This is a genomic window from Motilibacter peucedani, from assembly GCF_003634695.1.
GTDB lineage: Bacteria > Actinomycetota > Actinomycetes > Motilibacterales > Motilibacteraceae > Motilibacter > Motilibacter peucedani.
The window spans coordinates 673,850-696,759 of sequence record NZ_RBWV01000009.1 but is presented as its reverse complement, the minus strand read 5'-3'; the positions used below and the strand labels follow the sequence as shown (position 1 = coordinate 696,759).

The following is a 22,910-nucleotide window of genomic DNA, read 5'->3' as shown; positions in this document are numbered from 1 at the left end:
GACGTCGTCAGGAGCGGCGGACCTGGCGCAGCACGGCCCGCGGGAGCAGCGGCGCGACGCGGGCGAAGACCGCGGTGGTCCAGCCCGGCAGGCTGACCAGCCGGCCCCGGTCGAGGTCGCGCAGGCTGGTGTCGACGACCTGCTCGGCAGTGGTCCACACGAACGAGGGCGCGCGCCGCAGGTCGAGCCCCGCACGCGAGTGGAACTCCGTGTGCGTGAGCCCGGGGCACAGCGCCTGCACGCGCACTCCGGTGCCGGCGAGCGAGGTGGCGAGCCCCTCGGTGAAGGAGGTGACGTAGGCCTTGGCTGCGGAGTAGGTGCCGTTGGGCAGGAGTCCGGCGATGCTCGAGACGTTGATGACCGCTCCCCCGCCCCGCTCGACCATGCCGGGCAGCGCCGCCTTCGACAGCACCACCACCGCGCGCACGAGCACGTCGAGCAGCCGCTCCTCGTCGCGCACGTCGCTCTCGCCGAAGTCGGCGCCGAGCGAGAAGCCGGCGTTGTTGACGAGCAGGTCCACCGGCCGCTCGGGGTCGGAGAGCCGCACCTCCACGAGCCGCAGCTGCTCACGGTCGGAGAGGTCGGCGGGCAGGACCTCGGCGGCCACCGCGTACGCGTCGCGCACCTCCGCAGCGCGGATCTCCAGCCGCGCCGCGTCCCGAGCGACGAGCACGAGGTCGAAGCCGCGCGCCGCGAGGCGTTCGACGAAGGCGGCGCCGATGCCGGACGAGGCTCCGGTGACCAGGGCTGTGGGCATGACCGCGACTCTGCCACCCGTGGCTCGCCGTGCGAGAGTGGCGGCCGTGGCACCTCTCGCGCGCCGGCTGCACGGGCTCGGAACGACGATCTTCGCCGAGATGACCGCGCTCGCGGTCGAGACCGGCTCGGTCAACCTGGGCCAGGGCTTCCCCGACACCGACGGTCCGGTCGAGGTGCTCGAGGCCGCGGTGGAGGCGATCCGCAGCGGGGTCAACCAGTACCCGCCCGGGCCCGGCACCGCGGAGCTGCGCCATGCGGTCGCCGAGCACCAGCTGCGCTGCTACGGGTTGAGCTGGGACCCCGACACCGAGGTGCTCGTCACGACCGGTGCCACCGAGGCCATCGCCGCGGCGATGCTCGCCCTGGTCGAGCCCGGCGACGAGGTGGTGGCGCTGGAGCCGTTCTACGACAGCTACGGCGCGAGCGTCGCGATGGCCGGCGGGGTGCTGGTTCCGGTGACGCTGCGCCCGCCGTCCTACGCCCTCGACGTCGACGCGCTCCGTGCGGCCGTGACGCCGCGTACGCGGTTGATCCTCCTCAACAGCCCGCACAACCCGACGGGCGCGGTGCTCTCGCCGGAGGAGGTCGCGGCCGTGGCCGCCGTCGCGGTGGAGCACGACCTGCTCGTCGTGAGCGACGAGGTCTACGAGCACATGGTCTACGACGGCCGGGCCCACGTGCCGCCCGCGACGCTCGAGGGGATGCGCGAGCGGACGGTGTCGGTGTCGTCGGCCGGCAAGACCTTCTCCGTCACCGGCTGGAAGGTCGGGTGGGTCACCGGGCCGGCCGAGCTGGTGACCGCCGTGCGCACCGCGAAGCAGTTCCTCACCTACACCTCGGGTGCGCCCTTCCAGCCGGCCGTCGCAGCCGGCCTGCGCCTGGGGCAGCCGCCGCTCGACGCGCTGCGCGACAGCCTCCAGGGCAAGCGCGACCTGCTGTGCGCCGGCCTGCGCGACCTCGGCCTCGAGGTCTTCACACCGGCCGGGACGTACTTCGTCACGACCGACATTCGTCCGCTGGGGTTCGACGACGGGGTCGAGTTCTGTCGTGCGCTGCCGAGGAGGTACGGCGTGGTAGCCATCCCGTCGGCAGTGTTCTACGCGGACTCCGAGCGGGGTCGTCATCTCGTGCGATGGGCATTCTGCAAGCGCGACGACACGCTCGCTCTAGCTCTCGAGAAGCTCGCACCTCTGCGAACCTGACCACCATGGCCGGGGTCATCGCTGCGCCTTGCGGGAGGCGACGAGCGTGACGCCGAGCAGGGCGAGCACGATGGGCGAGAGGACGCCGGCCGAGTAGGGCAGCGCGAACGCGAGCGTCATCACCGCGACGGCCAGGGAGTTCAGGGCAGCGAGGATGCCGATCCAGAGCGGCAGGACGCGGCCACGGAGGACCGCAGCGGCAGTCGCGGCGAGCGCGAAGGCCACACCCATCCACCCGAGCCACTGGATCTGCCCGGTGATGATGAGCAGGGCCGACACGTCGCTGTGGGTGTACATCGCGTGGTCGATGCCGCCGGGCATGCCGCCGGCGAGCATCGCCTTGAAGCCGTAGGACACGACGAGCGCGCCGACCGAGCCGGTCAGCCCCATGCGCACGGCGGCGGGGACCAGGCTGCGCGAGGGCAGGTGCTCCTCGAGCCACCGGCTGAAGCCGACCGCGAAGACGAGGAGCAGTGCGGTGGCCAGGAAGCCGACGGAGGCACCGATGCGTACGGTCGTCTGGTCGTGCAGCGAGCGCCACACGGCCTCGGCGCCGCCGGAGGTCACGTCCTCGCTGGAGGTCTGCGGGCCGAGGAAGGTCGCCGCGGCGCCGGCGACGCCGGCCGCGATGCCGGACCACGCCCACAGCGCGCGGCGGGGACGGTCGAGGGGCCGCTCCTCGGGAGACGCGGCCGGGGTGGGGACGAGCCGGCTGGTGCTGCCGCTGGCGAGGGACTCGGCGTAGGTGCTGCTGGACATCGGTGGTGCTCCTCCTGCTCGGCACCGGCCGGGGTGGCCGGTGCGGACGCTCTCAACGGTGCTGGACCGGGAGCCGCCTGCCCACGGTGCTGACTGGCCGAGCTGAAGTGGCGCTAGCACCACTGCCGTGGGGCGCCGGCTCCCCTACGGTGTGCGGGTGAGCTCCTCGCCGATCCGCGTCGTCCTCGCGGAAGACAACGCCCTGCTGCGCCAGGGACTGACCCGCTTGGTCGCCGCGGCCGACGACCTCGACCTGGTCGGCACGGCCACCGACATCGACTCGCTGTTCGCGCTCGTGGCCGAGCACGACCCCGACGTCGTCATCTCCGACATCCGCATGCCCCCGACCGGCACCGACGAGGGCATCCGGGCCGCGCAGCGGCTGCGCGCCGAGCGCCCGCGGGTCGGCGTGGTGCTGCTCAGCGCCCACGCGGAGGCGGCCTACGCGCTGCGGCTGCTCGAGGGCGGCTCGGCCGGACGCGCGTACCTCCTGAAGGAGCGCGTCGCGGGCGTGAGCGAGCTGGCGGACGCGGTGCGTACGGTCGCCGCGGGCGGATCGGTCATCGACCCCACCGTCGTGGAGCGCCTGGTCGCTGCGAGCAGCGCACCCGCGAGGTCGCCGCTGCACGCGCTGACGGCCCGCGAGCGCGAGGTGCTCGGGCACATGGCGCAGGGCAAGAGCAACGCCGCGATCGCCGGCGACCTGTTCCTCACCGAGCGGGCCATCGAGAAGCACACCAACTCGATCTTCAGCAAGCTCGGACTGACCGAGGAGAAGGACCTCAACCGCCGGGTCAGCGCCGTGCTGGTCTACCTCGAGGGCAGCGGCCGGGCGTCATGACCGGCTCCGAGGTCCGCGTCCTGGTGGTCGACGACCAGCGGCCCTTCCGGCTCGCAGCCGCCGGGATGCTGCGCCGTGCCAGCGGGTTCGTGCTCGCGGGCGAGGCCGAGTCGGGCGAGCAGGCGGTCGAGCTCGCCGTCGAGCTGGCACCCGACCTGGTGCTGATGGACATCCACATGCCGGGCATGGGCGGGGTGGCGGCGACCGCGCGGCTGCGCGAGCTGGTGCCCTCGGCCGTGGTTTTCCTCTGCTCGACCTACGCCCGCGCCGACCTGCCGGCGGAGGTGTCGACGAGCGGAGCCGCTGCCTACGTGTCGAAGGAGGAGCTCGCCGCGCCCCTGCTCAACGAGCTCTGGAGCGCCCACCGGCCGGTCGCGTGAGCCCGTCGCGGGCAGAGCTGCTGGCCTTCGAGGGCGCGACGCTGCCCGACGTGGCGGCACCAGGGCTGCGCGTGCTCTTCTGCGGCATCAACCCCGGCCTGTGGACCGCGTGGTCGCAGACGCACTTCGGCCGGCCGGGCAACAGGTTCTGGCCCGCACTGCACCTCTCGGGCTTCACACCGAGGCTGTTCTCCCCTGCCGAGCAGCACCTCCTGCTGCCTCTCGGGCTCGGCATCACCAACGTCGTGCCGCGCGCGTCGGCCACGGCGGCGGAACTGACGCGCGAGGAGCTGGCGGCCGGCGGCGAGGCGCTGCGCGCACGGGTGGCGGACCTGGCACCGCGTACGCTCGCCGTCCTCGGCGTCGGCGCCTACCGCACCGCGTTCGCACGGCCGCGCGCCGCCCTCGGCCTGCAGCCCGAGGGCATCGGGCCGACGGCCGTCTGGGTGCTGCCGAACCCCAGCGGGCTCAACGCCCACTTCACGCTGCCGGCCCTGGCCGAGCTGTTCGCCGAGCTGCGCGCCGCGACGGAGTGACGCCTCACTCCTCGCGCAGGGCGACCGACGCCCGCTGCGAGGTGACCCGGCGGGCGGTGAGCAGCGCGACCAGCACGCTGCCGGTGACCGCCGCCGGCACCAGCACGAGCAGCGCCACTCCTGGCCAGGCCGTGTCGGTCGCCACGCCGACGGTGCCGGCCGTCTGCGACCAGAGGACCCGGCCGACGAGCAGGCCCAGCGGCACGCCCACCACCAGTGCGGCCGTGGCGATGACCAGCGCGGCCGCGACCACCGTCAGCGCCACCTCGCGCGGGGCGAGCCCGAGGGCCCGGAGCACCGCCAGGTCGCGGGCCCGGCGGCGGGTCAGCAGCACGAGCGCGTGGGTGAGCGCGCCGGCGCCGAGCGCAGCGAGGAAGACGACCAGCGCGGTCGGCACCCCGGCCAGACCCGTCACGTTGCTGACCTGCTCGGGCTGGCCGGCGGAAGTCAGCTCCAGGGTCCGCCCGTAGTCGGCCCACAGCGCCGGCAGGTCGGCCGGGCGCGCCGCCTCCACGTAGGCGCCGAGAGTCGGCGGGGAGGTCTGCGCGTCGGTGAGCCCGGGTGTCGTGAGCAGCAGGTTCTCTCCGAGCGGCGCCGCCTGCTGGTCGGGGTAGAGCACCAGCCCGACGACCCGGAACTCCAGCGGCCGCCCGCCCGGAGGCGTGAGCCGGACGGTGCTGCCGACCCGGGCGCCGAGGTCGCCCGCGAGGCGGGGTCCGAGCGCGACCTCCCGACGCGTACGCGGCTCGCGCCCCTCCAGCGTGGTGACGTGCAGGTCGCCCTTCCTCACCTCGTCGCTGTAGGCGGTGGCGAACCGGCCCTCGACCGAGACCGTCGTGGCCCGCTCGAGCACCAGCGTCCCGACGTGCCGGTCGGCGGCCAGGCGCACGAGGTCGGTGGGCTGCGCGTCGGCGTAGTAGAAGTCGGCGAACACGCCGTAGCGCGCCGGCGTGGAGTCGAGCCGGTGCAGGCTCGCGGCGAAGGTGGCGCTGGCGACGATGCCGGCGACGGCCAGGCCCGCGGAGACGAACGTGAGCCGGACGGGTACGCGTGTGCGACCCGCCGCCCGCCGGGTGGCGAAGGCGCCGCCGGCCAGCGCCCAGGCCGGGCGCACGAGCGCGAGGACGCCACCCCGCACGGTCGACGTGCCGGCCGCCGACGACTGCGGCGCCGACCCCGCCCGCCAGGCGCTCGCGCCGGCCAGCGCGGCGACCACGAGCACCGCGACGCAGCCGCCGACCAGCGCGACGGCGAGGTCGGGACGCCAACCGGGAGCCGGCTCGACGTCGGCGAGCCGGCCGACCGGCTCGAGCAGGCCGGCGGCCAGGGTGCCGCCGACGGTGAGGGCACCTGCGGCGGCGGCGCCGGCGAGGGCGGGCAGCGTACGGGCCAGGGCACGCTCGCCCGCGGTCAGACCGAGCGCCGCCTCGACGCGCTGGTCCTCGCCGCCGGCGGCCCAGTGCCGCGCGAGCCCCTGCCAGGTCGCGAGCAGGCCGGCGAGCAGCGCCACGGCCGCGAACGTACCGAGCCCGACCGCCGCCGCACGCTGGGCGGCCGCGACGCTGGGGTCGTCGGTGCTCTCGGGCGTCACCACGCGCAGCGGGCCGAACTCCGCTGCGTCCGCGGGCGCGTCGGAGCTGACCTGGGCGAGCTCGCGTTCGAGCTCGGACACGGCGGCGCCGGGGCGCAGGCGGAGGAACTGCGTGCCGCCCGGCGAGAGGTCGGCGTAGCGGGCGTTGAACGCCGACGACGCCCAGGCCGGCCCGATGCCGTTGCCCGACGAGGGCAGCAGCAGCGAGCCGACCACGCGCAGCGAGAGTGCCGGCCCGTCGGGCTCGCCGAAGCCCTTGTCGAAGTCGAAGACCTCCTGACGCGTCAGCGCCTTCAGCCGCAGGGTGTCGCCGACGTGGAAGCCGAAGGCGCGCAGGTAGGCGCGGTCGACCGCCACCTCGCCCGGGTCGTCGTCGTGGGGCATGCGGCCCTCGAGCACCACCGGGGTGATCAGCCCGGGCGGGCGCGGCGGGCCGCTGACGATGCCGACGTAGGCCAGGTTGCCGCTGAGCAGCTTGGCGACCACCGCGCTGCTCGACCACGACGCGGCGACGCTGGGGAGCGCTGCCACCTGTGCGGTCGACTGCCCGCCGAACGACAGGATCCGCGCGTCCTCCTGGCCCGAGGCGGCGATCAGCCGCGAGTGCGCCGAGGTCGTCCGCCGGGCGACCGCCACCCCGCCGGCGGCGGCCGCTCCGGCGAGCCCGGCGAGCACGCCGATCGCCACCAGGGCCACCCAGCGCAGGCGCAGCTCGCGGCGGGCGACGGCGAGCACGGCACCCCAGGCCAGTCCCGGGGAGGGCAGGCCGGTCACGGCGTCAGGCTTCCTGCGGCACGGGCAGCGGCACCTCGCCGCGCACGGTCGTGCCGGCACCGGGCGCCGAGGTCCAGGTGACGCGCCCGCCGATCGCGCCCAGCCGGTCGGCGACGTTGGCGAAGCCGTGGCCGGGCACGACGGAGGCCGGCTCGAAGCCCGGCCCCTCGTCGGCGACCTCGAAGCCGAGCCGGTCGGCGTCCTCGAACAGCGTGAGCGTCACGCGCGAGCCCGGCGCGTGCTTGGCGGCGTTCTGCAGCGCCTCGAGGCAGCAGAAGTAGACCGCCTCCTCGACCGGGCCGGGGTGGCGCCCGACGCCCCGCGCCGAGACGACCACCGGCTGCGCGGCCCGCCCGGCCGCTGCCGAGAGCGCCTGGCCGAGCCCCGCCTCGACCAGCAGCGGCGGGTAGATGCCGTGCGCGAGGTCGCGCACCTGCTGCACCGTGGCCTTGACCTCGGTGACGGCCTCCTCGAGCAGGTCGACCGCCCCGGCGGGGTCCTCGGTCACCAGGTCGCGGGCCAGCCCGAGCGTCACGGCGAGGGCGACGAGGTGCTGCTGCGCCCCGTCGTGCAGGTTGCGCTCGATGCGGCGGCGCTCGGCATCACCTGCCGAGGCCAGGCGGGCGCGGGAGCGGCGCAGGTCGGCGTTGGCGCTGCGCAGGTCCTCGAGCGTGGCCCGCAGCAGGCTGCCCAGCGCGCGGTTGCTCAACAGGATGCCGAGCCGGCGGCCGAGGTCGCCGAACGACCGGTCGTCGCCCTCGTCGAAGGCGGGCGACCCGGCCGAGCGCCCCGCCGTCAGCAGGCCGAGCACCTCGCCCTCGTGCCGGGCGGGGCTGAGGCGCAGCTGCGCCGACTCGCGGCCCTCGAGCAGCCGGGGCAGCCACAGCCGCAGCCACCCCTCGCCCGCGACGTCGGCCCGCGAGAGCACCGCGATCTCGGCGTCGGTCAGGGTCGTCGGCCCCGGCAGGCTCGCCGGCGAGGCGGCCGCCCGCTGCAGCACGCGCCCGTCACCGATCCACACCTCGGCGAAGTCGAGCTCGAAGGCCCGGCGCACCGAGTCCACGAGCTGCTGCAGGAGGTCGTCGCCAGAGGTGCCCTCGCCGCCCTCGGCCAGCGCCCGCAGCACGTCGTCGGGCGTGCGGCGCATGCCCGAGCGGGCGCGGCGGAGCAGCTGCGACGCGTACGTCGCGACCACCGCGCCCACCAGGGCGGCGGCGAGCAGGCCGGCGGCAGCGCTCCAGACCAGCGGCCGCTCGGCGGCCCGCGGCAGGCGGCCGTGGGCGAGCACGAGCACGGCGGTGCCGGCGAGCACGGCCACGGCGGTCGCCGTCCCCGCCAGCGCCGCGGGGTAGAGGTGGCGGAACCACCGGTGCACCGCGCGCCCGGGCAGCGCGGCGCCGGCCAGCGGCACCGCCGACGCGACGAGCAGGACGACGACGACCGCCGTGCGCCCGTCGTGGGCGACTGCGTCGACCGCGGCAAGGGCCGCCGCCGTCGCGACGACCAGCGCACCGCCCGCGAGCGCCAGGGACGTACGCGGCCGCGTGGCGGTCACGGTGCCGCCTCGCGCACGGGTGCGTCGACGAGCCCGTCGCGCATGAGCACCAGCCGGTCGGCGCCGGCGGCGACCTCGGCGCTGTGGGTGACGAGCAGGATCGTCTGGCCGAGCTCGTGCAGGCGGCCGAACAGCTCGAGGATCTCCTGGGCGCCCGCGGAGTCGAGCGCGCCGGTCGGCTCGTCGGCGAGCAGCAGCGTCGGGCGGTTGGCCAGGGCCCGGGCGATGGCCAGCCGCTGGCGCTGGCCGCCCGAGAGAGCCGCGGGCGGGCGGCGGGCCTTGTCGAGCAGGCCCAGCAGGTCGATGAGCTCGCGGGCCCTCGCGTCGGCCGCCCGTCGGCCGGCACCTGCCGCGAGCGCGGCCAGCGCGACGTTCTCGAGCGCGCTCATGCCCTCGAGCAGGTTGAAGAACTGGAAGACGAAGCCGACGTGCCGCCGGCGCACCCGTGCGCCGGCCGACTCGGAGAGGCCGACGAGCTCCTCGCCGGCCAGGCGCACCGACCCGTCGTCGGCGGGCTCGAGGCCGGCGGCGACCTGCAGGAGCGTCGACTTGCCGCAGCCCGACGGGCCCATGAGGGCGACGAACTCGCCGCGCTCGACGCGCAGGTCGACCCCGCGCAGGGCGACCACGGGCGTGCCGTCGGGGTCGTGCGTCTTGCGCACCCCCGCCAGCTCGAGCGCCGGCGCGACGGGGTGCGGGTCCTCCACGAGGCGTCACCCTAAGGGCCGCACCCGCGCCGGGACCGGCGAAACGGGTAGACAGCACCCGACCCTGCGCCAGCCCCGTGTCCACACAGCCCGCCCAGCGAGGAGACCGCATGCCCCAGGTGAGCGACGACCGGCTGCGCCGGGTGCTCTCGACCTACGCCGGGCTCACCGCCCACGTGCTCGACGACCCGGAGCGCTGGCTCGGCTGGGGCGTGCAGGACGAGGACCCCTCGCTGCTCGACCGGGCGCGCGGGGCGGCCGCCACCGCCGTGCTGGGCCGGACCTCGCCCGCCTCGCCGGGCTGGGCCGACCTGCCGCCGACCAAGCGCTCGGACTGGTGGGTCTCCCGGATCGCCGCCGTCGCCGGACTGGTGGCGGCGACGCCGCGGGTGGCCGGCGCCGCCGCCGACCGGCTGCCGCTGCAGGCGGCCCTCGGCGCGTCGGCCGAAGGGCTCGCCGTCTGCGCGGTCGCCAAGGAGCACGGCGTCACCGACCCCGACGACTGGGTGCCGCTGCTGGCCCGGGTGCTGTTCGCCCGGGCCCTCGAACGGGGCGAGTCCGCCGCGGCGGTCACCGAGTGGGCCGCCGCCGAGCCCGGTGCCGACGACCCGCTCGAGCAGCTCGACGCGCCGACGCCCGACCCGGCTCCCCAGCCCGCGCTCGCCAAGCGCGCCGGCCGCACGCTCTGGCGGCTCGGGTCGACCTTCCTCGCCGTCCAGGGGATGTTCGACGAGCGCCCGCGGGGGGCCTTCGCCTTCCGCGCCCTCGGCAAGCTGCCGGTGGTCGGTGTGGTCGGCGGCTGGCTCGACGAGCGTGGTGGCGTGCGCAAGGCCGCGCGGGAGACCGAGCACCTGGTGGCCTGGCAGCCCTGACCCGCCACGGACGGGTACTGGCTCCACGTCCGGTCGGTGTGGTTAGGTAAGCCTTACCTTGCTCCGCCACCTCGAGGAGACCCGTGCCGCCGTCCGTCACCACCCGCGCGCTGCCCGCCGAGAGCACGCCGTCCGTGCGCGCCCTCGGCACCGGCGCCGTGGTCCTGCTGCTGGTGGTGGTGCTCGCGGCCGCGACGGCCGCGAGCCTGGCGGTCGGCACCCGCTCGATCAGTCCGGGCGAGGTGGCGCGGGTGCTGCTCCATCCGGACGGCAGCGAGGCCTCGGCCGTCGTCCGCGGGCTGCGGGTGCCGCGTACGCTGCTCGCCCTCCTCGTCGGCGGCGCCCTCGGCGTCGCCGGGGGGCTGCTGCAGTCGCTCACGCGCAACCCGCTCGCCGACCCGGGCTTCCTCGGCGTCAACGCCGGCGCAGCGCTCGCTGTGGCACTGGGAGTGACGGCGGGTCTGACCTCCCTCGACGCCTACGTGTGGCTCGCCCTGCTGGGTGCGGGCGTGGCGACCACCGCCGTCCACGTGCTCGGCTCGCGCGGGCGGAGCGGCGGTGGGCCGGTGACGCTCGCGCTGACCGGCGCTGCGGTGGCGGCGGCCTGCACGGGGCTGACCACCGCGCTGGTGCTGCGCAGCTCGCAGTCGGTCGACTCGCTGCGCCTGTGGCAGACCGGCTCGGTGGCCGGCCGCGACGGGTCGGTGACCCTGACGGTGCTGCCCTTCGTCCTGCTCGGCGCGGCGCTGGCCGCCGGTGTCCAGCGCGGACTCTCGCGCCTGGCGCTCGGTGAGGACGTGGCGCGCTCGCTGGGAGTGCACGTACGCCGTACCCGCGCAGTCACGCTCCTGGCCGCGACGCTGCTGGCGGGTGCGGCGACCGCGGCCGCCGGCCCGATCGTCTTCGTCGGGCTGGTCGCGCCGCACGTGGCGCGGCGGCTGGCCGGGCTCCACTCCGGTGCCCTGCTGCCGCTGTCGGCAGTGGTAGGTGCAGGTCTGCTCGTGGTCGCCGACGTGCTCGGGCGCGTCGTCGCGCGGCCCGGCGAGGTGCAGGTCTCCATCGTCACCGCGCTCGTGGGCGCGCCCTTCTTCGTCGCGCTCGTGCGCCGGCCGCGACTGGCCTCGCTGTGAAGGCACTGGTCGCGCGGCCCCATCCGCGGGTCTCCGTCCGCCTGGACACGGGCGCACTGGTCGCCGGTGGCCTGCTGACGCTGGTGGCACTGGCCGCAGGCGGACTCGCGCTGACGACGGGCGACTACCCGATCGGCGTGGGCACGGTCGCCGACGCGGTGCTGCACCGCGGCGACCCGGGCGCCTCCTTCGTCGTCAACGAGATCCGGCTCCCCCGCACGGTCGCCGGGCTCTGCGTCGGCGCGGCCCTGGGTGTCTCGGGCGCCCTCTCGCAGGCGGTGTCGCGCAACCCGCTCGCGAGTCCCGACGTCCTCGGCGTCACCGCCGGCGCCGCCGCCGCGGCGGTCGCCAGCATCGTGCTCGGCTCACCCGGCTGGCTCCCCGTGTCGGGCGCCGCGCTCGCCGGCGGGCTCGGTGCCGCAGCGCTCGTCCTGGTCGTCAGCGCGACGGGCGGCCCCGGAGGTCTCGGCGGGGCGCGGCTCGTGCTGGTCGGCATCGGGTTCGCGTCCCTGCTGTCGGCGGTCACGTCGTGGCTGCTGGTGCGGGCCGGCGTCAACGACGCCGTGCAGGCCACGGCCTGGCTCACCGGCAGCCTCAACGGACGCAGCTGGGCCGACGTGCGGCCGGTCGCGCTGGGCCTCGTGCTGCTGCTCCCCGTCACGTGGGCGCTCGCCCGCCACGTCCGCCTGCTCGAGCTCGACCCCGACACCGCCCGTGCTCTCGGGGAGCGGACCACGACGGTCCAGTTGCTGGCCACGCTCGTCTCGGTCTGCCTGGCGGCCCTCGCCACCGCCGCCGCCGGCCCTGTCGCCTTCGTCGCCCTGGTCGCACCGCACGTGGCGCGCCGCCTGGGCCGCACTCCTGGAGTCCCCTTGGTCCTGTCCGCCGCCACCGGAGCGGCGCTCGTCGCCCTCAGTGACCTCGTCGCCCACCGCGGGCCGGTCGGCGACCCGCCGGTGGGCGTCGTGACCGCCGTCGCGGGAGCGCCGGTGCTCGTGTGGCTGCTGCGCCGTTCGCGCCAGGTGCAGGGGCTCTGACGTGGACTCCTACGGCTCGACAGGCGCACCCTCCCTCGAGGCGCGCGGCCTGACCCTCGCCTACGACCACCGCGTGGTCGTCGACGACCTCCACCTGGTCCTCCCTGGAGGGCGCGTCACGGTCGTCGTCGGCGCCAACGCCTGCGGCAAGTCCACCCTGCTCCGTGCTCTCGCCCGGCTGCTGGCCCCGAGCTCCGGCGCGGTGCTGCTCGACGGCCGGGACATCACCACCGTCCCGACGCGCCGGGTCGCCCAGGTGCTCGGCCTGCTGCCGCAGTCGCCGACCGCGTCCGACGGCATGACCGTGCGCGACCTCGTCGCCCGGGGCCGGAGCCCGCACCAGCGCTGGTGGCAGCAGTGGTCGCGCCAGGACGAGGAAGCGGTCGACGAGGCGCTCGCCCTGTGCGACCTCACGCTGCTGGCCGACCGGGATCTCGACGCCCTGTCGGGCGGGCAGCGCCAGCGCGCCTGGATCGCGATGACCCTCGCGCAGGAGACGCGGCTGCTGCTGCTCGACGAGCCCACGACCTACCTCGACATGGCCCACCAGGTCGACGTGCTCGAGCTCGTCAGCTCGCTCAACCGGCGCGACGGGCGCACGGTCGTCATGGTGCTGCACGACCTCAACCAGGCCTGTCGCTACGCCGACCACCTCGTGGCGATGAAGGACGGTCGCATCGTGGCGGCCGGCGCACCGTCCGAGGTGGTCACCGAAGACCTGGTGCGCGAGGTCTTCGGCTTGCCGGTGCACGTGATGACCGACCCGGTGGCAGGAACGCCACTCGTGGTCCCGCTCCCCTCTCGGGCCGCCGCCGGCGTGGTGGCGCCGTGACAGCCTCGCTCGCGCTCGACGCCCCTCCCCTGGCCTCCTGCCTGTTCCGACTTCCGCAGGCGCAGCAGGCCTTCCTCCACTGTGGGGAACCCGTCGGAGACGGCTGGACGCTGCTCGCCGAGCTCGACGGCGCGCGGCTGGACGCGCTCGTCCGCGGTGCGCAGGAGCGGCTCGACGCGTACTTCGGTGCAGCTGTCGACGCGACGGTTGCACCGTCGTACGTGCTCGGCTGGTACCTCCGCGGCGTCGCCATGGCGGCCGGCGCGATGTTCGCGACGATCCACCGCGTACCACGTCTCGGTCCTGCGGACCTCGCGGTCCAGTGGGCACCTGGTGGATGGCCGACCGGGTTGTGCCTGCTGTCAGGGTGTTTCGCGTGCTTGCCCGACGATCCCTACGCCCGTCACCCTGATGCCGAGGTCGTCGCCGGCGCCGCAGCACTGCGCTCGCGGCTCGACGACGAGCTGGCCGCGCACACCCGGTGGTTCGCTGCGGTCTGGGCCCGGCGAGGTCGTCGAGGCGCACGGGCCGTGAGCTGCTTCGCGGCGGACGCACTGGGCGACGCGCTCGCCGGGGAGTCGCACGCGGAGCGTCCGCGCTCGGTGTGCTGCTTCGCCTACAAGACCCCCGGCGGCGCCGACTGCTCCGGCTGCCCGCGGAGACGACCCGACTCCGACTGACCCCTGTCCCATTCCCCTCGACCACCGGCGGACCGCCGGTGGTCCTCCCTCGTGCACCCTGGAAGGCGCTCCCATGGCCCGTTCACCCCGATCCCGCCGCGCAACCGCACGGCGCCTGCTGACCGTCGCCGCGGTCATCGCCTCGCTGGCCGCGCTGACCGCGTGCGGCGACAGCTCCCCCTCCGCCGCACCGGCAGCCGCGACTCCGGCGGCCGCCGCGGGACCGGTCACCATCGAGCACAAGTACGGCACCACCACCATCCCGGCGCCGCCGAAGCGGGTCGTCAGCGTGGGCTTCACCGACCAGGACCCGGTGCTGGCGCTCGGCGTCGTGCCGGTCGGCATCCGCGACTGGTACGGCGACCAGCCCGATGCGACCTGGCCGTGGGCGCACGACAAGCTCGGTGGCGCGAAGCCCACGGTGCTGTCGGCGGCCGAGATCGATCCCGAGGCGGTCGCGGCTCTCAAGCCCGACCTCATCGTCGGGCTCTCGTCCGGCATGACGGCGAAGGACTACGCGACCCTGTCGAAGATCGCGCCGACGCTGGCCCAGCCGAAGCAGTACGTCGACTACGGCACGCCCTGGCAGGAGGCACAGCTCATCATCGGCAAGGCGCTGTTCAAGCAGGACGAGGCCCAGGCGCTGGTGGACGGCGTGGAGGCGCAGTTCGCCGCGGCGAAGGCTGCGCACCCGGAGTTCGACGGCGCCACAGCCGTCTTCGGCGCGCTCGGCAACGGGCTGGTCTACGCCTACACCGACCAGGACTCGCGCGGCCGCATCCTCAAGGCGCTCGGGACGACGGTGCCGCAGCAGCTGCTCACCCTGGCCGGCGACAAGTTCTACGCCGAGGTGAGCACCGAGCGGCTCGACCTCCTCGACACCGACGCACTCGTGCTGCTCTCGACCGATGCGTCCGCCATCTCGAAGCTGCAATCGAGCAAGGTGTTCAAGGGGCTCCGCGTCAGCAAGGAGGGTCGCGACATACCCATGTCGGACCTCGTCGTGGGAGCCGAGGCCGGCTTTGCCAGCGTCCTCAGCATCCCCGCCTTCCTCGACACCTTCGTGCCGGTGCTCGCCGACGCACTCGACGGCGACCCCGCCACTGCGGTCAAGGCGCCGGCGCAGAGCTGAGCCGAGCCTGCACCCTCGCCAGCGTGGCGAGCAGCACCGCCGACAGCGCCAGCATCACGGGCACGACGCCGAACGCCGCCTCGAGCGAGGTGGCGTCGGCCAGCGTGCCCACGGTGAGCGGCGCGAGCAGCACTGCTGCCGCCGTCGTGGTCACGGCCCGGCTGCTCGCCAGCGCCGACCGGTCGGGTGCGAGGGCGACCGTCACCGAGAGCCCCATGGGGAACAGGTTGCCGAGCCCCACGCCGAGCAGGGTGAGCCCGAGCAGCGCCTGCACCGGGGAGCCCGCCGGCCAGAGGACCGCGAAGCCGAGCGCGGTCAGGCCCATGGCGAGAGCCAGCAGGCGGGCCGGGTCGTAGCGCCGCGCCAGGCCGCTGCCGAGGGTGCGACCGACGACGACGCCACCGAAGTAGCCGGCCATCAGCGCGACGGACGTGTCCGCGCTGACGTCGGTCGCGTCCTCGACGAAGCTGGCGCCCCAAGCCGCGATGCACCACTCGACCGCGGTGGTGCAGAACATCATGGTCGCCGCCAGCCAGAACACCCGCGGCAGCGAGCCCGCCGCCAGCCGCGACGGCGGCGGCGCCACGATCGCGAGCTCCCGGTTGCCCCACCACGCCACCGCCGGAACCGCGAGCGGCACGAGCAGGGCCAGCCGCCAGCCGGCGTGCAGCGCGGCGGTCAGGGACAGCGCGCCGATCAGCACGACGTAGGCGACGCTCGCAGCCACGTTCGCCTCGGTGAGCGCCACGGTGCGGAGCTCGCCGTGATGGTCGGACAGCGCGGCCTGGATCGCGACCAGCAGCAGGCCCCCGCCGACGCCCATCACCAGCACCGAACCCACGGTCACCGTGGCGACGCGTCCCGCGGTCAGTCCTACGACGCCGACGGACATCAGCAGGGTGGCCGACCAGAGCAGCCGGCCGCGGCCGACCGCCGTCTCGAGCCGCACACCCACGACGCCGGCGAGGATGGTGCCCGTGGCGAACGCCGCGACGTGCAGCCCGCCGGTCGAGTAGCTGAGGTGGAGCTCGTCGCGCAGGTGGGCGATCACCAGGCCGGGGGCTGCCTGCAGGTAGGCGAACCAGGCGAGCAGCACGTAGGCGACCCACGTCAGCCGGTCGCGGCGGAAGCCCTGCACCGCGCGAACGCTACCCGTGCAGCCCGGGCCCGGTCAGCGGCGCCGGATGCGGACCGGACCCCTGGCCGACGCCAGGTCGACCACCTCGCCGTGCTGGGTGACGTCGACCTCGCCGCTCGCGACCAGTCGGCCGACCGCGGCCCGGGCAGCGTCCATCAGCCCGCGCCACTGCTCGCCGCCGACCGCACGGGCGACCTCAGACGGGCAGATCGTGGCGCCCGGCGCGCGGGCGTCGAGCAGCGTACGGATGGTGTCGTCCAGGCGCTGCTCCTGCGGAAGGCTCACGCGCTGGTCGTTCCCGGTGAGCGGGCCCGTCACTCAGCGGGCGACCTGCCGCACGCCGCCCTCGCCGCGGCGCGTCCAGCCGCGGGCGTCGAGCCACTCGAGCAGCGGCACCGCCACCCGCCGAGACACCCCGAGCGCCTGGCGCGCCGTGCTGGTCGTGAACGGCTGCTCGAGCCCGGCCAGCACCCGCATCGCGCGCGCCGGGCCGTCCGGCAGCAGGACGACGTCGCCGCCGACGCGCAGCAGCCGGCCCGCGGTCTCGGCGGCCGCCAGCTCGCGCTGCCCGAGCCGCAGCGCGGCGAGCTCCGGCACCTCCGGCGCGTCGAAGGGGTGGGCGCGCAGACGCTCCTCGAGGCGGCGCACCGCGTCCTCGGCGGGCCCCAGCGACGGCTGGTAGCCAGGGGTACGCACGCGGCCCGCCGCGCGCTCCAGTCCGGCCGCTCCCACGACCACCGGGAGGAGGGCGCGGTCGGGCAGGCCGCGAGCGGCCTCCCCCTCGGGCAGTCCCGGCTCCAGCGGCCGGCTGCGCTGGTGCTCGCGGACCCGGGCGACGAGCTGGTCGCGCCACGCCGCGAGCGCGGAGCCCATGACGTACCACTCACCGAGCTCGAGCACCGACGCGTCCTCGACCGGCACGATCCCGAGCGCCTCGGCGTCGGACCGCTTCAACCAACCACGGCGTGCCACTTCAGCGACGAAGTGGGGAGTCCCCTGCGACAGTGCGGTCGCGCGCGAGGCCGCGGCACCGCGCCGGCGCAGCACGGGCGGCTCGGCGTCCAGGACGGAGACGCCGGCAGCGACGCGGTGCTCACCCGGGTCGCGCAGCAGCGCGCGGTCACCGGCGCGCAGGGGCAGCGGGTGCGCCAGCCGCAGCCGCGCCACGTCGTTCCCGAGCGGCCGCACGTGCACGGGGACCGCCGCCGTGCCGGCGTGGAGCATCAGCTCGCCGGGCAGCTCGGCGGCGGGGACGGTGAGCCGCACGTCCAGCTCGGTCGCGAGCCGCCAGGCGCCAGGCGTGAGCACTGCCATGCCGCGCCGCGCGTCGTCGTGCTCGAGCCCGCGCAGGTTGAGGGCCACGCGAGCCACCGCCTCGACCGAGGTCCGGGTCTCGCCCAGGCTCTGGAGCCCGCGCACGGCGTAGGTGCGGCCCCCGAGCTCCAGCTCGTCGCCCACGGCGACGCGCCCGGCGGCCAGGGTGCCGGTGACGACAGTGCCGGCGCCGCGGACGGTGAAGGCGCGGTCGAGCCACAGGCGTACGGGTGCGGTCGTGTCGGGCGACGGCAGACGGGCGACCGTGCGGGCCAGCGCCGCCCGCAGCTCGTCGAGGCCGGCGCCGGTGGCCCCCGAGACCGCGACCGCTTCGACGCTGCCGAGGCTGGACGCCGCGAGGTGCTCGAGCGCCTCGCGCGTGGCCGGGCCCGGGTCGGCGAGGTCGGAGCGGGTCACCGCGAGCAGGCCGTGCTCCACGCCCAGCGCGTCGACTGCCGAGAGGTGCTCGGTGGACTGGCGCCGCCAGCCCTCGTCGGCGGCCACGACGAACATCACCGCGGGGGCCGGCCCGAGCCCGGCGAGCATGTTGCCGAGGAAGCGCTGGTGGCCAGGCACGTCGACGAAGCTGACGGTCTCGCCGTCGGGCAGCGTCGTCCACGCGTAGCCCAGGTCGATCGTCATGCCGCGCCGGCGCTCCTCGGCCCAGCGGTCTGGCTCCATGCCGGTGAGCGCGCGGACCAGCGTCGACTTGCCGTGGTCGACGTGCCCGGCCGTGGCGACGACGCGCACCCGGCTAGCCCTCCACCGCGGCGCGCACCGCGCCGGCGAGCACCGCGTCGTCGGCCGGCTCGATGCAGCGCAGGTCGACCAGGCAGCGGCCACCCTCGACGCGGGCGACGACGGGCGGGGTGCCGGCCCGGAGCCGCGGCGCCACCACCTCGGGCAGCGCCACCGCCCAGCCCGGCAGCTCGACCCCCGGCGCGCCGCCGCCACCGACGGCCCCGGCGCTCGGCACGACCTCGCCGCCGCCCAACGCCGCGGCGAGGGACTCGGCGCGTCGGCGCAGCTCGTCGGAGGAGGTGCGCAGCGCCCGCCACGCCGGCGTCAGCGGGCCTTCGAGCGTCGCCTCCAGGGCGGCGAGCGTCGTCTTGTCGACGCGCAGCGCGCGGGCGAGCGGGTGGCGGCGCAGCCGCTCGACCGTGCCGCGACGGCCGAGCACCAGGCCGGCCTGCGGGCCGCCCAGCAGCTTGTCGCCGCTGCAGGTCACCAGGTCGGCGCCGGCGCGCAGCGCGCTCGCGACGTCGGGCTCGTCGGGCAGCAGCGGGTCGGGGGCGAGCAGGCCGCTGCCGACGTCGACCACGACGGGCACGCCGAGCCCGGCCAGCGCGTCGACCTCGACCGAGCTGGTGAAGCCCTCGACCCGGAAGTTGCTGGGGTGGACCTTGAGCACGCAGCCGGTGTCCTCGTCGACCCCGTCGTCGTAGTCGCGCAGGTGGGTGCGGTTGGTGGTGCCGACCTCGCGCAGCCGCGCGCCGGTCGAGGCGATGAGGTCGGGCAGCCGGAAGCCGTCGCCGATCTCGACCATCTCGCCGCGGCTGACCACGACCTCCCGCCCTGCAGCGAGCGCGGTGGTCGCGAGCACCAGCGCGGCGGCGCCGTTGTTGACGACGAGCGCGTCCTCGGCGTCGGGCACCGCGCGGAGCAGCGCCGCGAGCGTGCCGCGGCCACGGCGGGCGCGCGCACCCGTGGTCAGGTCGAACTCGACGTCGGTGTAGCCGGCGGCCGCCGCCACGGCCTCGACCGCGGCCGGCCCGAGGGGGGCGCGGCCCAGGTTGGTGTGGAGGACGACGCCGGTCGCGTTGAGCACGGGTCGCAGCGACGACGCGGTCCGCGGCAGCGCGGCCAGCACGGCGGCGGCCCAGTCGTCGGGCGCGGGGGCACCGGCGCGTACGGCGCCCTGCTGCTCCTGCACCGCGGCCTTCACCCGCGCGCGCCCCAGGCGGTCGGCGGCCTCGGCCAGCCGGGGGTCGCCGAGCAGCGCGTCGGTGCGGGGTACGCGGCGGCGCGGGTCGTCCACGCGCCGAACCTAACAACGCCCACCGACGGGCGCGCGAGCGGAGGCGGACGGGAATCGAACCCGCCAGGACGAGCTGCTCGCCCTCACCGGTTTTGAAGACCGGGACGCCCACCAGGAACGCAGACGCCTCCCCGCGCGCCGCCACCGTACGCGGCACCCTCCCCCGTCGGCACGATGGCCATCGTCACGGTCCTAGCGCCGCGCCGGGCCGTCGTGCGGGGCACGCGGTGCGCGGGGCGAGTGGTGGGGTTATGGTGCGAGCTCCGACGTTTGAGCACGCACGGAACAGGGAGGTAGACGGCGTGGGCGTACGCACCTTCCTCGAGGGCTGGCCGGTCTACCGGCAGCTGACCGGCGACGACCCGCTGGGTCGCGGCGCCGCGTCGCAGTCGCACCGGTCGAAGACGCTCACCGCCCGCACCGAGACCGCCGACAAGGTCGCCAAGTCGGTGTGCCCCTACTGCGCGGTCGGCTGCGGCCAGCGCGTGTTCGTCAAGGACGGCCGGGTCACCCAGATCGAGGGCGACCCCGACAGCCCGATCTCGCGCGGCCGGCTCTGCCCCAAGGGCGCCGCCAGCGAGAGCCTGGTCAACGGCCCGCTGCGCCAGACGCAGATCCTCTACCGCAAGCCCTACGGCACGGAGTGGGAGGAGCTCGAGCTCGACACGGCGATGGACATGATCGTCGACCGCGTCATCGACGCCCGCCGCCGCGGCTGGCAGGAGACCGACGACCAGGGCCGCACGCTGCGGCGCACGATGGGCATCGCGAGCCTCGGCGGCGCGACGCTCGACAACGAAGAGAACTACCTGATCAAGAAGCTGTTCACGGCCATGGGCGCGATCCAGGTCGAGAACCAGGCCCGCATATGACACTCCGCCACAGTGCCCGGTCTGGGTGCTTCGTTCGGTCGCGGCGGCGCGACCACCTCCCTGCAGGACCTCGCCAACGCTGACTGCATCGTCATCGAGGGCTCGAACATGGCCGAGTGCCACCCGGTCGGGTTCCAGTGGGTCATGGAGGCGAAGGCGCGCGGCGCGAAGGTCATCCACATCGACCCCCGCTTCACGCGCACCAGCGCGCTCGCCGACACGTTCGTGCCCATCCGCACGGGCACCGACATCGTGCTGCTCGGGGCCGTGATCAACCACGTCCTCAGCAACGACCTGTGGTTCGAGGACTACGTCCGCGCCTACACCAACGCCTCGTGGATCATCAGCGAGGACTTCCAGGACACCGAGGACCTCGACGGGCTGTTCTCCGGCTTCGACGAGGAGAGGCGCTCCTACGACACGACGTCGTGGCAGTACGCCGGCAAGGAGGACTCCGATGGCGGGCAGGGCCACGAGACCGACCGCGCCAGCTCCTCCGAGAAGGGTCAGCAGCACGGCTCCGGCGGGCCCGCGCTCGAGAGCCACGAGGTGCAGAAGGACGAGACGCTCCAGCACCCGCACTGCGTCTTCCAGATCCTCAAGCGGCACTTCTCCCGCTACACCCGCGAGATGGTGCAGGAGGTCTGCGGCGTCTCACCCGACCTCTTCGACGAGGTCGTCGAGGCCTGGACGGCCAACAGCGGCCGCGAGCGTACGACTGCGCTCGTCTACAGCGTCGGCTGGACCCAGCGCGGCACCGGCGTGCAGTACATCCGCACCGGCGCGATCCTCCAGCTGCTGCTGGGCAACATGGGCCGCCCGGGCGGCGGCATCATGGCGCTGCGCGGGCACGCCAGCATCCAGGGATCGACCGACATCCCGACGCTCTACAACCTGCTGCCGGGCTACCTCTCGATGCCGCACGTCGACGAGCACAGCGACCTCGAGCACTACATCGACGAGATCAAGGGCGCCAACCAGAAGGGCTTCTGGGGCAACGCCGACGCCTACATCATCAACCTGCTGAAGGCCTGGTTCGGCGACAAGGCGACCGCCGAGAACGACTACGGCTTCGACTACCTGCCCCGCATCAACGCCGACCACGGCACCTACAGCCAGGTCATGGACATGATCGAGGGCGGGAAGATCTTCGGCTACTTCCTGCTGGGCCAGAACCCCGCGGTCGGCTCCGCCAACGGGCGCGCCCAGCGCCTCGGCCTGGCCAACCTCGACTGGCTCGTCGTGCGCGACCTCGTCATGATCGAGAGCGCGACGTTCTGGCAGAACGCGCCCGAGATCGAGACCGGCGAGATCGTGCCCGAGGAGTGCCGCACCGAGGTGTTCTTCATGCCCGCGGCGACGCACGTCGAGAAGGAGGGCACCTTCACCCAGACCCAGCGGCTGCTGCAGTGGCGCGAGAAGGCCGTCGAGGCGCCGGGCCAGGCCACCAGCGACCTGTGGTTCATCTACCACCTGGGTCGCAAGATGCGCGAGAAGCTGGCTGCCTCCACGGACCCGCGCGACCGCCCGCTGCTCGACGTCACCTGGGACTACCCGCTCATCGGCGAGAAGCAGGACCCCGACGCCGAGGCCGTCCTCATGGAGATCAACGGCTACGAGGTCGCGACGAAGAAGCCGCTGAGCTCCTACCTCGAGATGAAGGCCGACGGCTCGACGCTGGGCGGCTGCTGGATCTACACCGGCGTCTTCGCCGACGGGGTCAACCAGGCCGCGCGCCGCAAGCCGGGCAAGGAGCAGAACTGGCTCGCCGGCGAGTGGGGCTGGGCCTGGCCTGCCAACCGTCGCGTCCTCTACAACCGCGCCTCGGCCGACCCCGACGGCAAGCCGTGGAGCGAGCGCAAGGCCTTGGTCTGGTGGGACGAGGAGGAGCAGACCTGGACCGGGCACGACGTCCCCGACTTCCAGGCCACCAAGCACCCGCACTTCCAGCCGGAGCAGGGCGCCAGCGGTCCTGACGCGCTGGCCGGCGACGACGCGTTCGTCATGCAGGCCGACGGGAAGGCGTGGCTCTACGCGCCGAAGGGTGCCCTCGACGGGCCCCTGCCCGCGCACTACGAGCCGGGCGAGTCGCCGATCCGCAACTCGGTCTACACCCAGCAGCAGAACCCGACCCGCGAGATCTACACCGCGAGCTTCAACGAGATGCACCCGAGCCCGCCGGAGTACGGCTCCGGCGTCTTCCCCTACGTCTGGACGACCTCCCGCCTGACCGAGCACCACACCGCGGGCGGCATGAGCCGGTTCCTGCCCTACCTCTCGGAGCTCCAGCCCGAGCTCTTCATGGAGGTATCGCCGGAGCTGGCGGCCGAGCGCGGGCTCTCGCACCTCGACTGGGCGCACGTCATCACCGTGCGCGCCGTCATCGAGGCGCGGGTGCTCATCACCGACCGGCTCACCCCGCTGCGGGTGCAGAACCAGACGATCCACCAGATCTGGCTGCCCTACCACTGGGGACCAGGTGGTCTCACCACCGGCGACGTGGTCAACGACCTGCCGCACCTGACGCTCGACCCGAACGTCCACATCCAGGAGTGCAAGGCCGGGACGTGCGACGTACGCCCGGGGCGCCGTCCGCGCGGACCCGCGGTCCTCGCGCTGATGGAGGACTACAAGCTGCGCGGCCGTGTCGACGAGGAGACGGGCACCGTGGCAGCCACCACCCACCTGCTGGCCGACCAGGCCGACCGGGCCGCCGACGAGGCAGCCCTCGCCGAAGCCATCACAGAAGGCGAGGTCTGAC

The 22,910-nt window shown here is 74.9% G+C and carries 20 protein-coding genes and 1 tRNA gene; 11 read left to right on the top strand and 10 right to left on the bottom strand.

What is annotated here, in order from left to right; genetic code table 11:
- Window positions 1-7: 7 nt before the first annotated feature.
- The gene (locus CLV35_RS04755; protein WP_121192210.1) at window positions 8-757 is read right to left on the bottom strand and encodes an SDR family NAD(P)-dependent oxidoreductase; all 750 of its coding nucleotides are present in this window, start codon (window positions 755-757) and stop codon (window positions 8-10) included.
- A 46-nt stretch (window positions 758-803) separates the two neighbouring features.
- On the opposite strand from CLV35_RS04755, the gene CLV35_RS04750 reads away from it, so the two are divergent.
- On the top strand, window positions 804-1,961 hold the full coding sequence (locus tag CLV35_RS04750) for a pyridoxal phosphate-dependent aminotransferase (protein WP_231121488.1): 1,158 nt from the start codon (window positions 804-806) through the stop codon (window positions 1,959-1,961).
- 15 nt (window positions 1,962-1,976) lie between these two features.
- On the opposite strand, the gene CLV35_RS04745 is transcribed toward CLV35_RS04750, so the two are convergent.
- The gene (locus tag CLV35_RS04745) at window positions 1,977-2,720 is read right to left on the bottom strand and encodes a hypothetical protein (RefSeq protein WP_147431873.1); all 744 of its coding nucleotides are present in this window, start codon (window positions 2,718-2,720) and stop codon (window positions 1,977-1,979) included.
- A 157-nt stretch (window positions 2,721-2,877) separates the two neighbouring features.
- Here CLV35_RS04745 and CLV35_RS04735 point away from each other — a divergent pair, with 157 nt between their 5' ends.
- Genes CLV35_RS04735 through mug form a run of 3 tightly spaced genes read left to right on the top strand, consistent with a single transcriptional unit; the run spans window position 2,878 to window position 4,477 of the window.
- A complete protein-coding gene (locus CLV35_RS04735; RefSeq protein ID WP_231121487.1) occupies window positions 2,878-3,561 on the top strand; it encodes a response regulator transcription factor in 684 nt (227 codons plus the stop codon).
- Complete coding sequence (locus tag CLV35_RS04730; RefSeq protein WP_121192207.1) at window positions 3,558-3,941, top strand: response regulator transcription factor; 384 nt, start codon at window positions 3,558-3,560, stop codon at window positions 3,939-3,941. Before CLV35_RS04735 ends, CLV35_RS04730 begins: the two co-directional genes overlap by 4 nt.
- Complete coding sequence (mug, locus tag CLV35_RS04725; RefSeq protein WP_121192206.1) at window positions 3,938-4,477, top strand: G/U mismatch-specific DNA glycosylase; 540 nt, start codon at window positions 3,938-3,940, stop codon at window positions 4,475-4,477. Before CLV35_RS04730 ends, mug begins: the two co-directional genes overlap by 4 nt.
- 4 nt (window positions 4,478-4,481) lie before the next feature.
- Here mug and CLV35_RS04720 read toward each other — a convergent pair whose 3' ends face one another.
- Genes CLV35_RS04720 through CLV35_RS04710 form a run of 3 tightly spaced genes read right to left on the bottom strand, consistent with a single transcriptional unit; the run spans window position 4,482 to window position 9,104 of the window.
- Window positions 4,482-6,842 carry an ABC transporter permease gene (locus CLV35_RS04720; RefSeq protein ID WP_121192205.1) on the bottom strand — a complete coding sequence of 787 codons (2,361 nt, stop codon included), beginning with the start codon at window positions 6,840-6,842 and terminating at the stop codon, window positions 4,482-4,484.
- A gap of 4 nt (window positions 6,843-6,846) precedes the next feature.
- Complete coding sequence (locus CLV35_RS04715) at window positions 6,847-8,397, bottom strand: GAF domain-containing sensor histidine kinase (RefSeq protein WP_121192204.1); 1,551 nt, start codon at window positions 8,395-8,397, stop codon at window positions 6,847-6,849.
- Window positions 8,394-9,104 (bottom strand): ABC transporter ATP-binding protein, encoded by a 711-nt coding sequence (locus CLV35_RS04710; RefSeq protein WP_121192203.1) that lies wholly within the window; start codon window positions 9,102-9,104, stop codon window positions 8,394-8,396. Before CLV35_RS04710 ends, CLV35_RS04715 begins: the two co-directional genes overlap by 4 nt.
- Window positions 9,105-9,214: 110 nt before the next feature.
- On the opposite strand from CLV35_RS04710, the gene CLV35_RS04705 reads away from it, so the two are divergent.
- The 6 genes from CLV35_RS04705 to CLV35_RS04680 all read left to right on the top strand — a co-directional run bounded on the left by CLV35_RS04705 (window position 9,215) and on the right by CLV35_RS04680 (window position 14,787).
- The gene (locus tag CLV35_RS04705; RefSeq protein WP_121192202.1) at window positions 9,215-9,976 is read left to right on the top strand and encodes a hypothetical protein; all 762 of its coding nucleotides are present in this window, start codon (window positions 9,215-9,217) and stop codon (window positions 9,974-9,976) included.
- Window positions 9,977-10,059: 83 nt separating this feature from the next.
- Window positions 10,060-11,106 carry a FecCD family ABC transporter permease gene (locus CLV35_RS04700; protein ID WP_231121486.1) on the top strand — a complete coding sequence of 349 codons (1,047 nt, stop codon included), beginning with the start codon at window positions 10,060-10,062 and terminating at the stop codon, window positions 11,104-11,106.
- Window positions 11,103-12,143: a FecCD family ABC transporter permease gene (locus CLV35_RS04695; protein WP_121192201.1), complete on the top strand. Its 1,041-nt coding sequence runs from the start codon at window positions 11,103-11,105 to the stop codon at window positions 12,141-12,143. The genes CLV35_RS04700 and CLV35_RS04695 overlap by 4 nt, the downstream gene beginning before the upstream one ends.
- Before the next feature lies 1 nt (window position 12,144).
- Window positions 12,145-12,975, top strand: a complete 831-nt coding sequence (locus CLV35_RS04690; RefSeq protein WP_121192200.1) for an ABC transporter ATP-binding protein — start codon at window positions 12,145-12,147, stop codon at window positions 12,973-12,975.
- On the top strand, window positions 12,972-13,655 hold the full coding sequence (locus CLV35_RS04685) for a (2Fe-2S)-binding protein (protein ID WP_121192199.1): 684 nt from the start codon (window positions 12,972-12,974) through the stop codon (window positions 13,653-13,655). The genes CLV35_RS04690 and CLV35_RS04685 overlap by 4 nt, the downstream gene beginning before the upstream one ends.
- A gap of 73 nt (window positions 13,656-13,728) precedes the next feature.
- The gene (locus tag CLV35_RS04680) at window positions 13,729-14,787 is read left to right on the top strand and encodes an iron-siderophore ABC transporter substrate-binding protein (protein WP_121192198.1); all 1,059 of its coding nucleotides are present in this window, start codon (window positions 13,729-13,731) and stop codon (window positions 14,785-14,787) included.
- On the opposite strand, the gene CLV35_RS04675 is transcribed toward CLV35_RS04680, so the two are convergent.
- From CLV35_RS04675 to CLV35_RS04655, 5 genes are all read right to left on the bottom strand, one after another.
- Window positions 14,765-15,925 (bottom strand): MFS transporter, encoded by a 1,161-nt coding sequence (locus CLV35_RS04675; protein WP_121192197.1) that lies wholly within the window; start codon window positions 15,923-15,925, stop codon window positions 14,765-14,767. The two genes, CLV35_RS04680 and CLV35_RS04675, sit on opposite strands and share 23 nt — an antisense overlap.
- A gap of 33 nt (window positions 15,926-15,958) precedes the next feature.
- A complete protein-coding gene (locus CLV35_RS04670) occupies window positions 15,959-16,210 on the bottom strand; it encodes a DUF3253 domain-containing protein (protein ID WP_183061684.1) in 252 nt (83 codons plus the stop codon).
- A 33-nt stretch (window positions 16,211-16,243) separates the two neighbouring features.
- Window positions 16,244-17,989, bottom strand: coding sequence for a selenocysteine-specific translation elongation factor (gene selB / locus CLV35_RS04665; RefSeq protein WP_121192195.1), 1,746 nt, complete (start codon window positions 17,987-17,989; stop codon window positions 16,244-16,246).
- Window positions 17,990-17,993: 4 nt separating this feature from the next.
- Complete coding sequence (gene selA, locus CLV35_RS04660) at window positions 17,994-19,277, bottom strand: L-seryl-tRNA(Sec) selenium transferase (RefSeq protein ID WP_121192194.1); 1,284 nt, start codon at window positions 19,275-19,277, stop codon at window positions 17,994-17,996.
- A 38-nt stretch (window positions 19,278-19,315) separates the two neighbouring features.
- Window positions 19,316-19,408 (bottom strand) — tRNA-Sec (locus CLV35_RS04655).
- 171 nt (window positions 19,409-19,579) lie between these two features.
- Here CLV35_RS04655 and fdh point away from each other — a divergent pair.
- Window positions 19,580-22,909 carry a formate dehydrogenase gene (fdh, locus tag CLV35_RS04645; protein WP_183061682.1) on the top strand — a complete coding sequence of 1,110 codons (3,330 nt, stop codon included), beginning with the start codon at window positions 19,580-19,582 and terminating at the stop codon, window positions 22,907-22,909.
- Window position 22,910: the final 1 nt, after the last annotated feature.

Excerpts from the sequence above, each read along its gene's own strand:
- CLV35_RS04705 (WP_121192202.1), top strand. The coding sequence starts at position 9,215 with ATGCCCCAGGTGAGCGACGACCGGCTGCGCCGGGTGCTCTCGACCTAC.
- CLV35_RS04680 (WP_121192198.1), top strand. The coding sequence starts at position 13,729 with ATGGCCCGTTCACCCCGATCCCGCCGCGCAACCGCACGGCGCCTGCTG.
- CLV35_RS04745 (WP_147431873.1), bottom strand. The coding sequence starts at position 2,720 with ATGTCCAGCAGCACCTACGCCGAGTCCCTCGCCAGCGGCAGCACCAGC.
- CLV35_RS04755 (WP_121192210.1), bottom strand. The coding sequence starts at position 757 with ATGCCCACAGCCCTGGTCACCGGAGCCTCGTCCGGCATCGGCGCCGCC.
- CLV35_RS04730 (WP_121192207.1), top strand. The coding sequence starts at position 3,558 with ATGACCGGCTCCGAGGTCCGCGTCCTGGTGGTCGACGACCAGCGGCCC.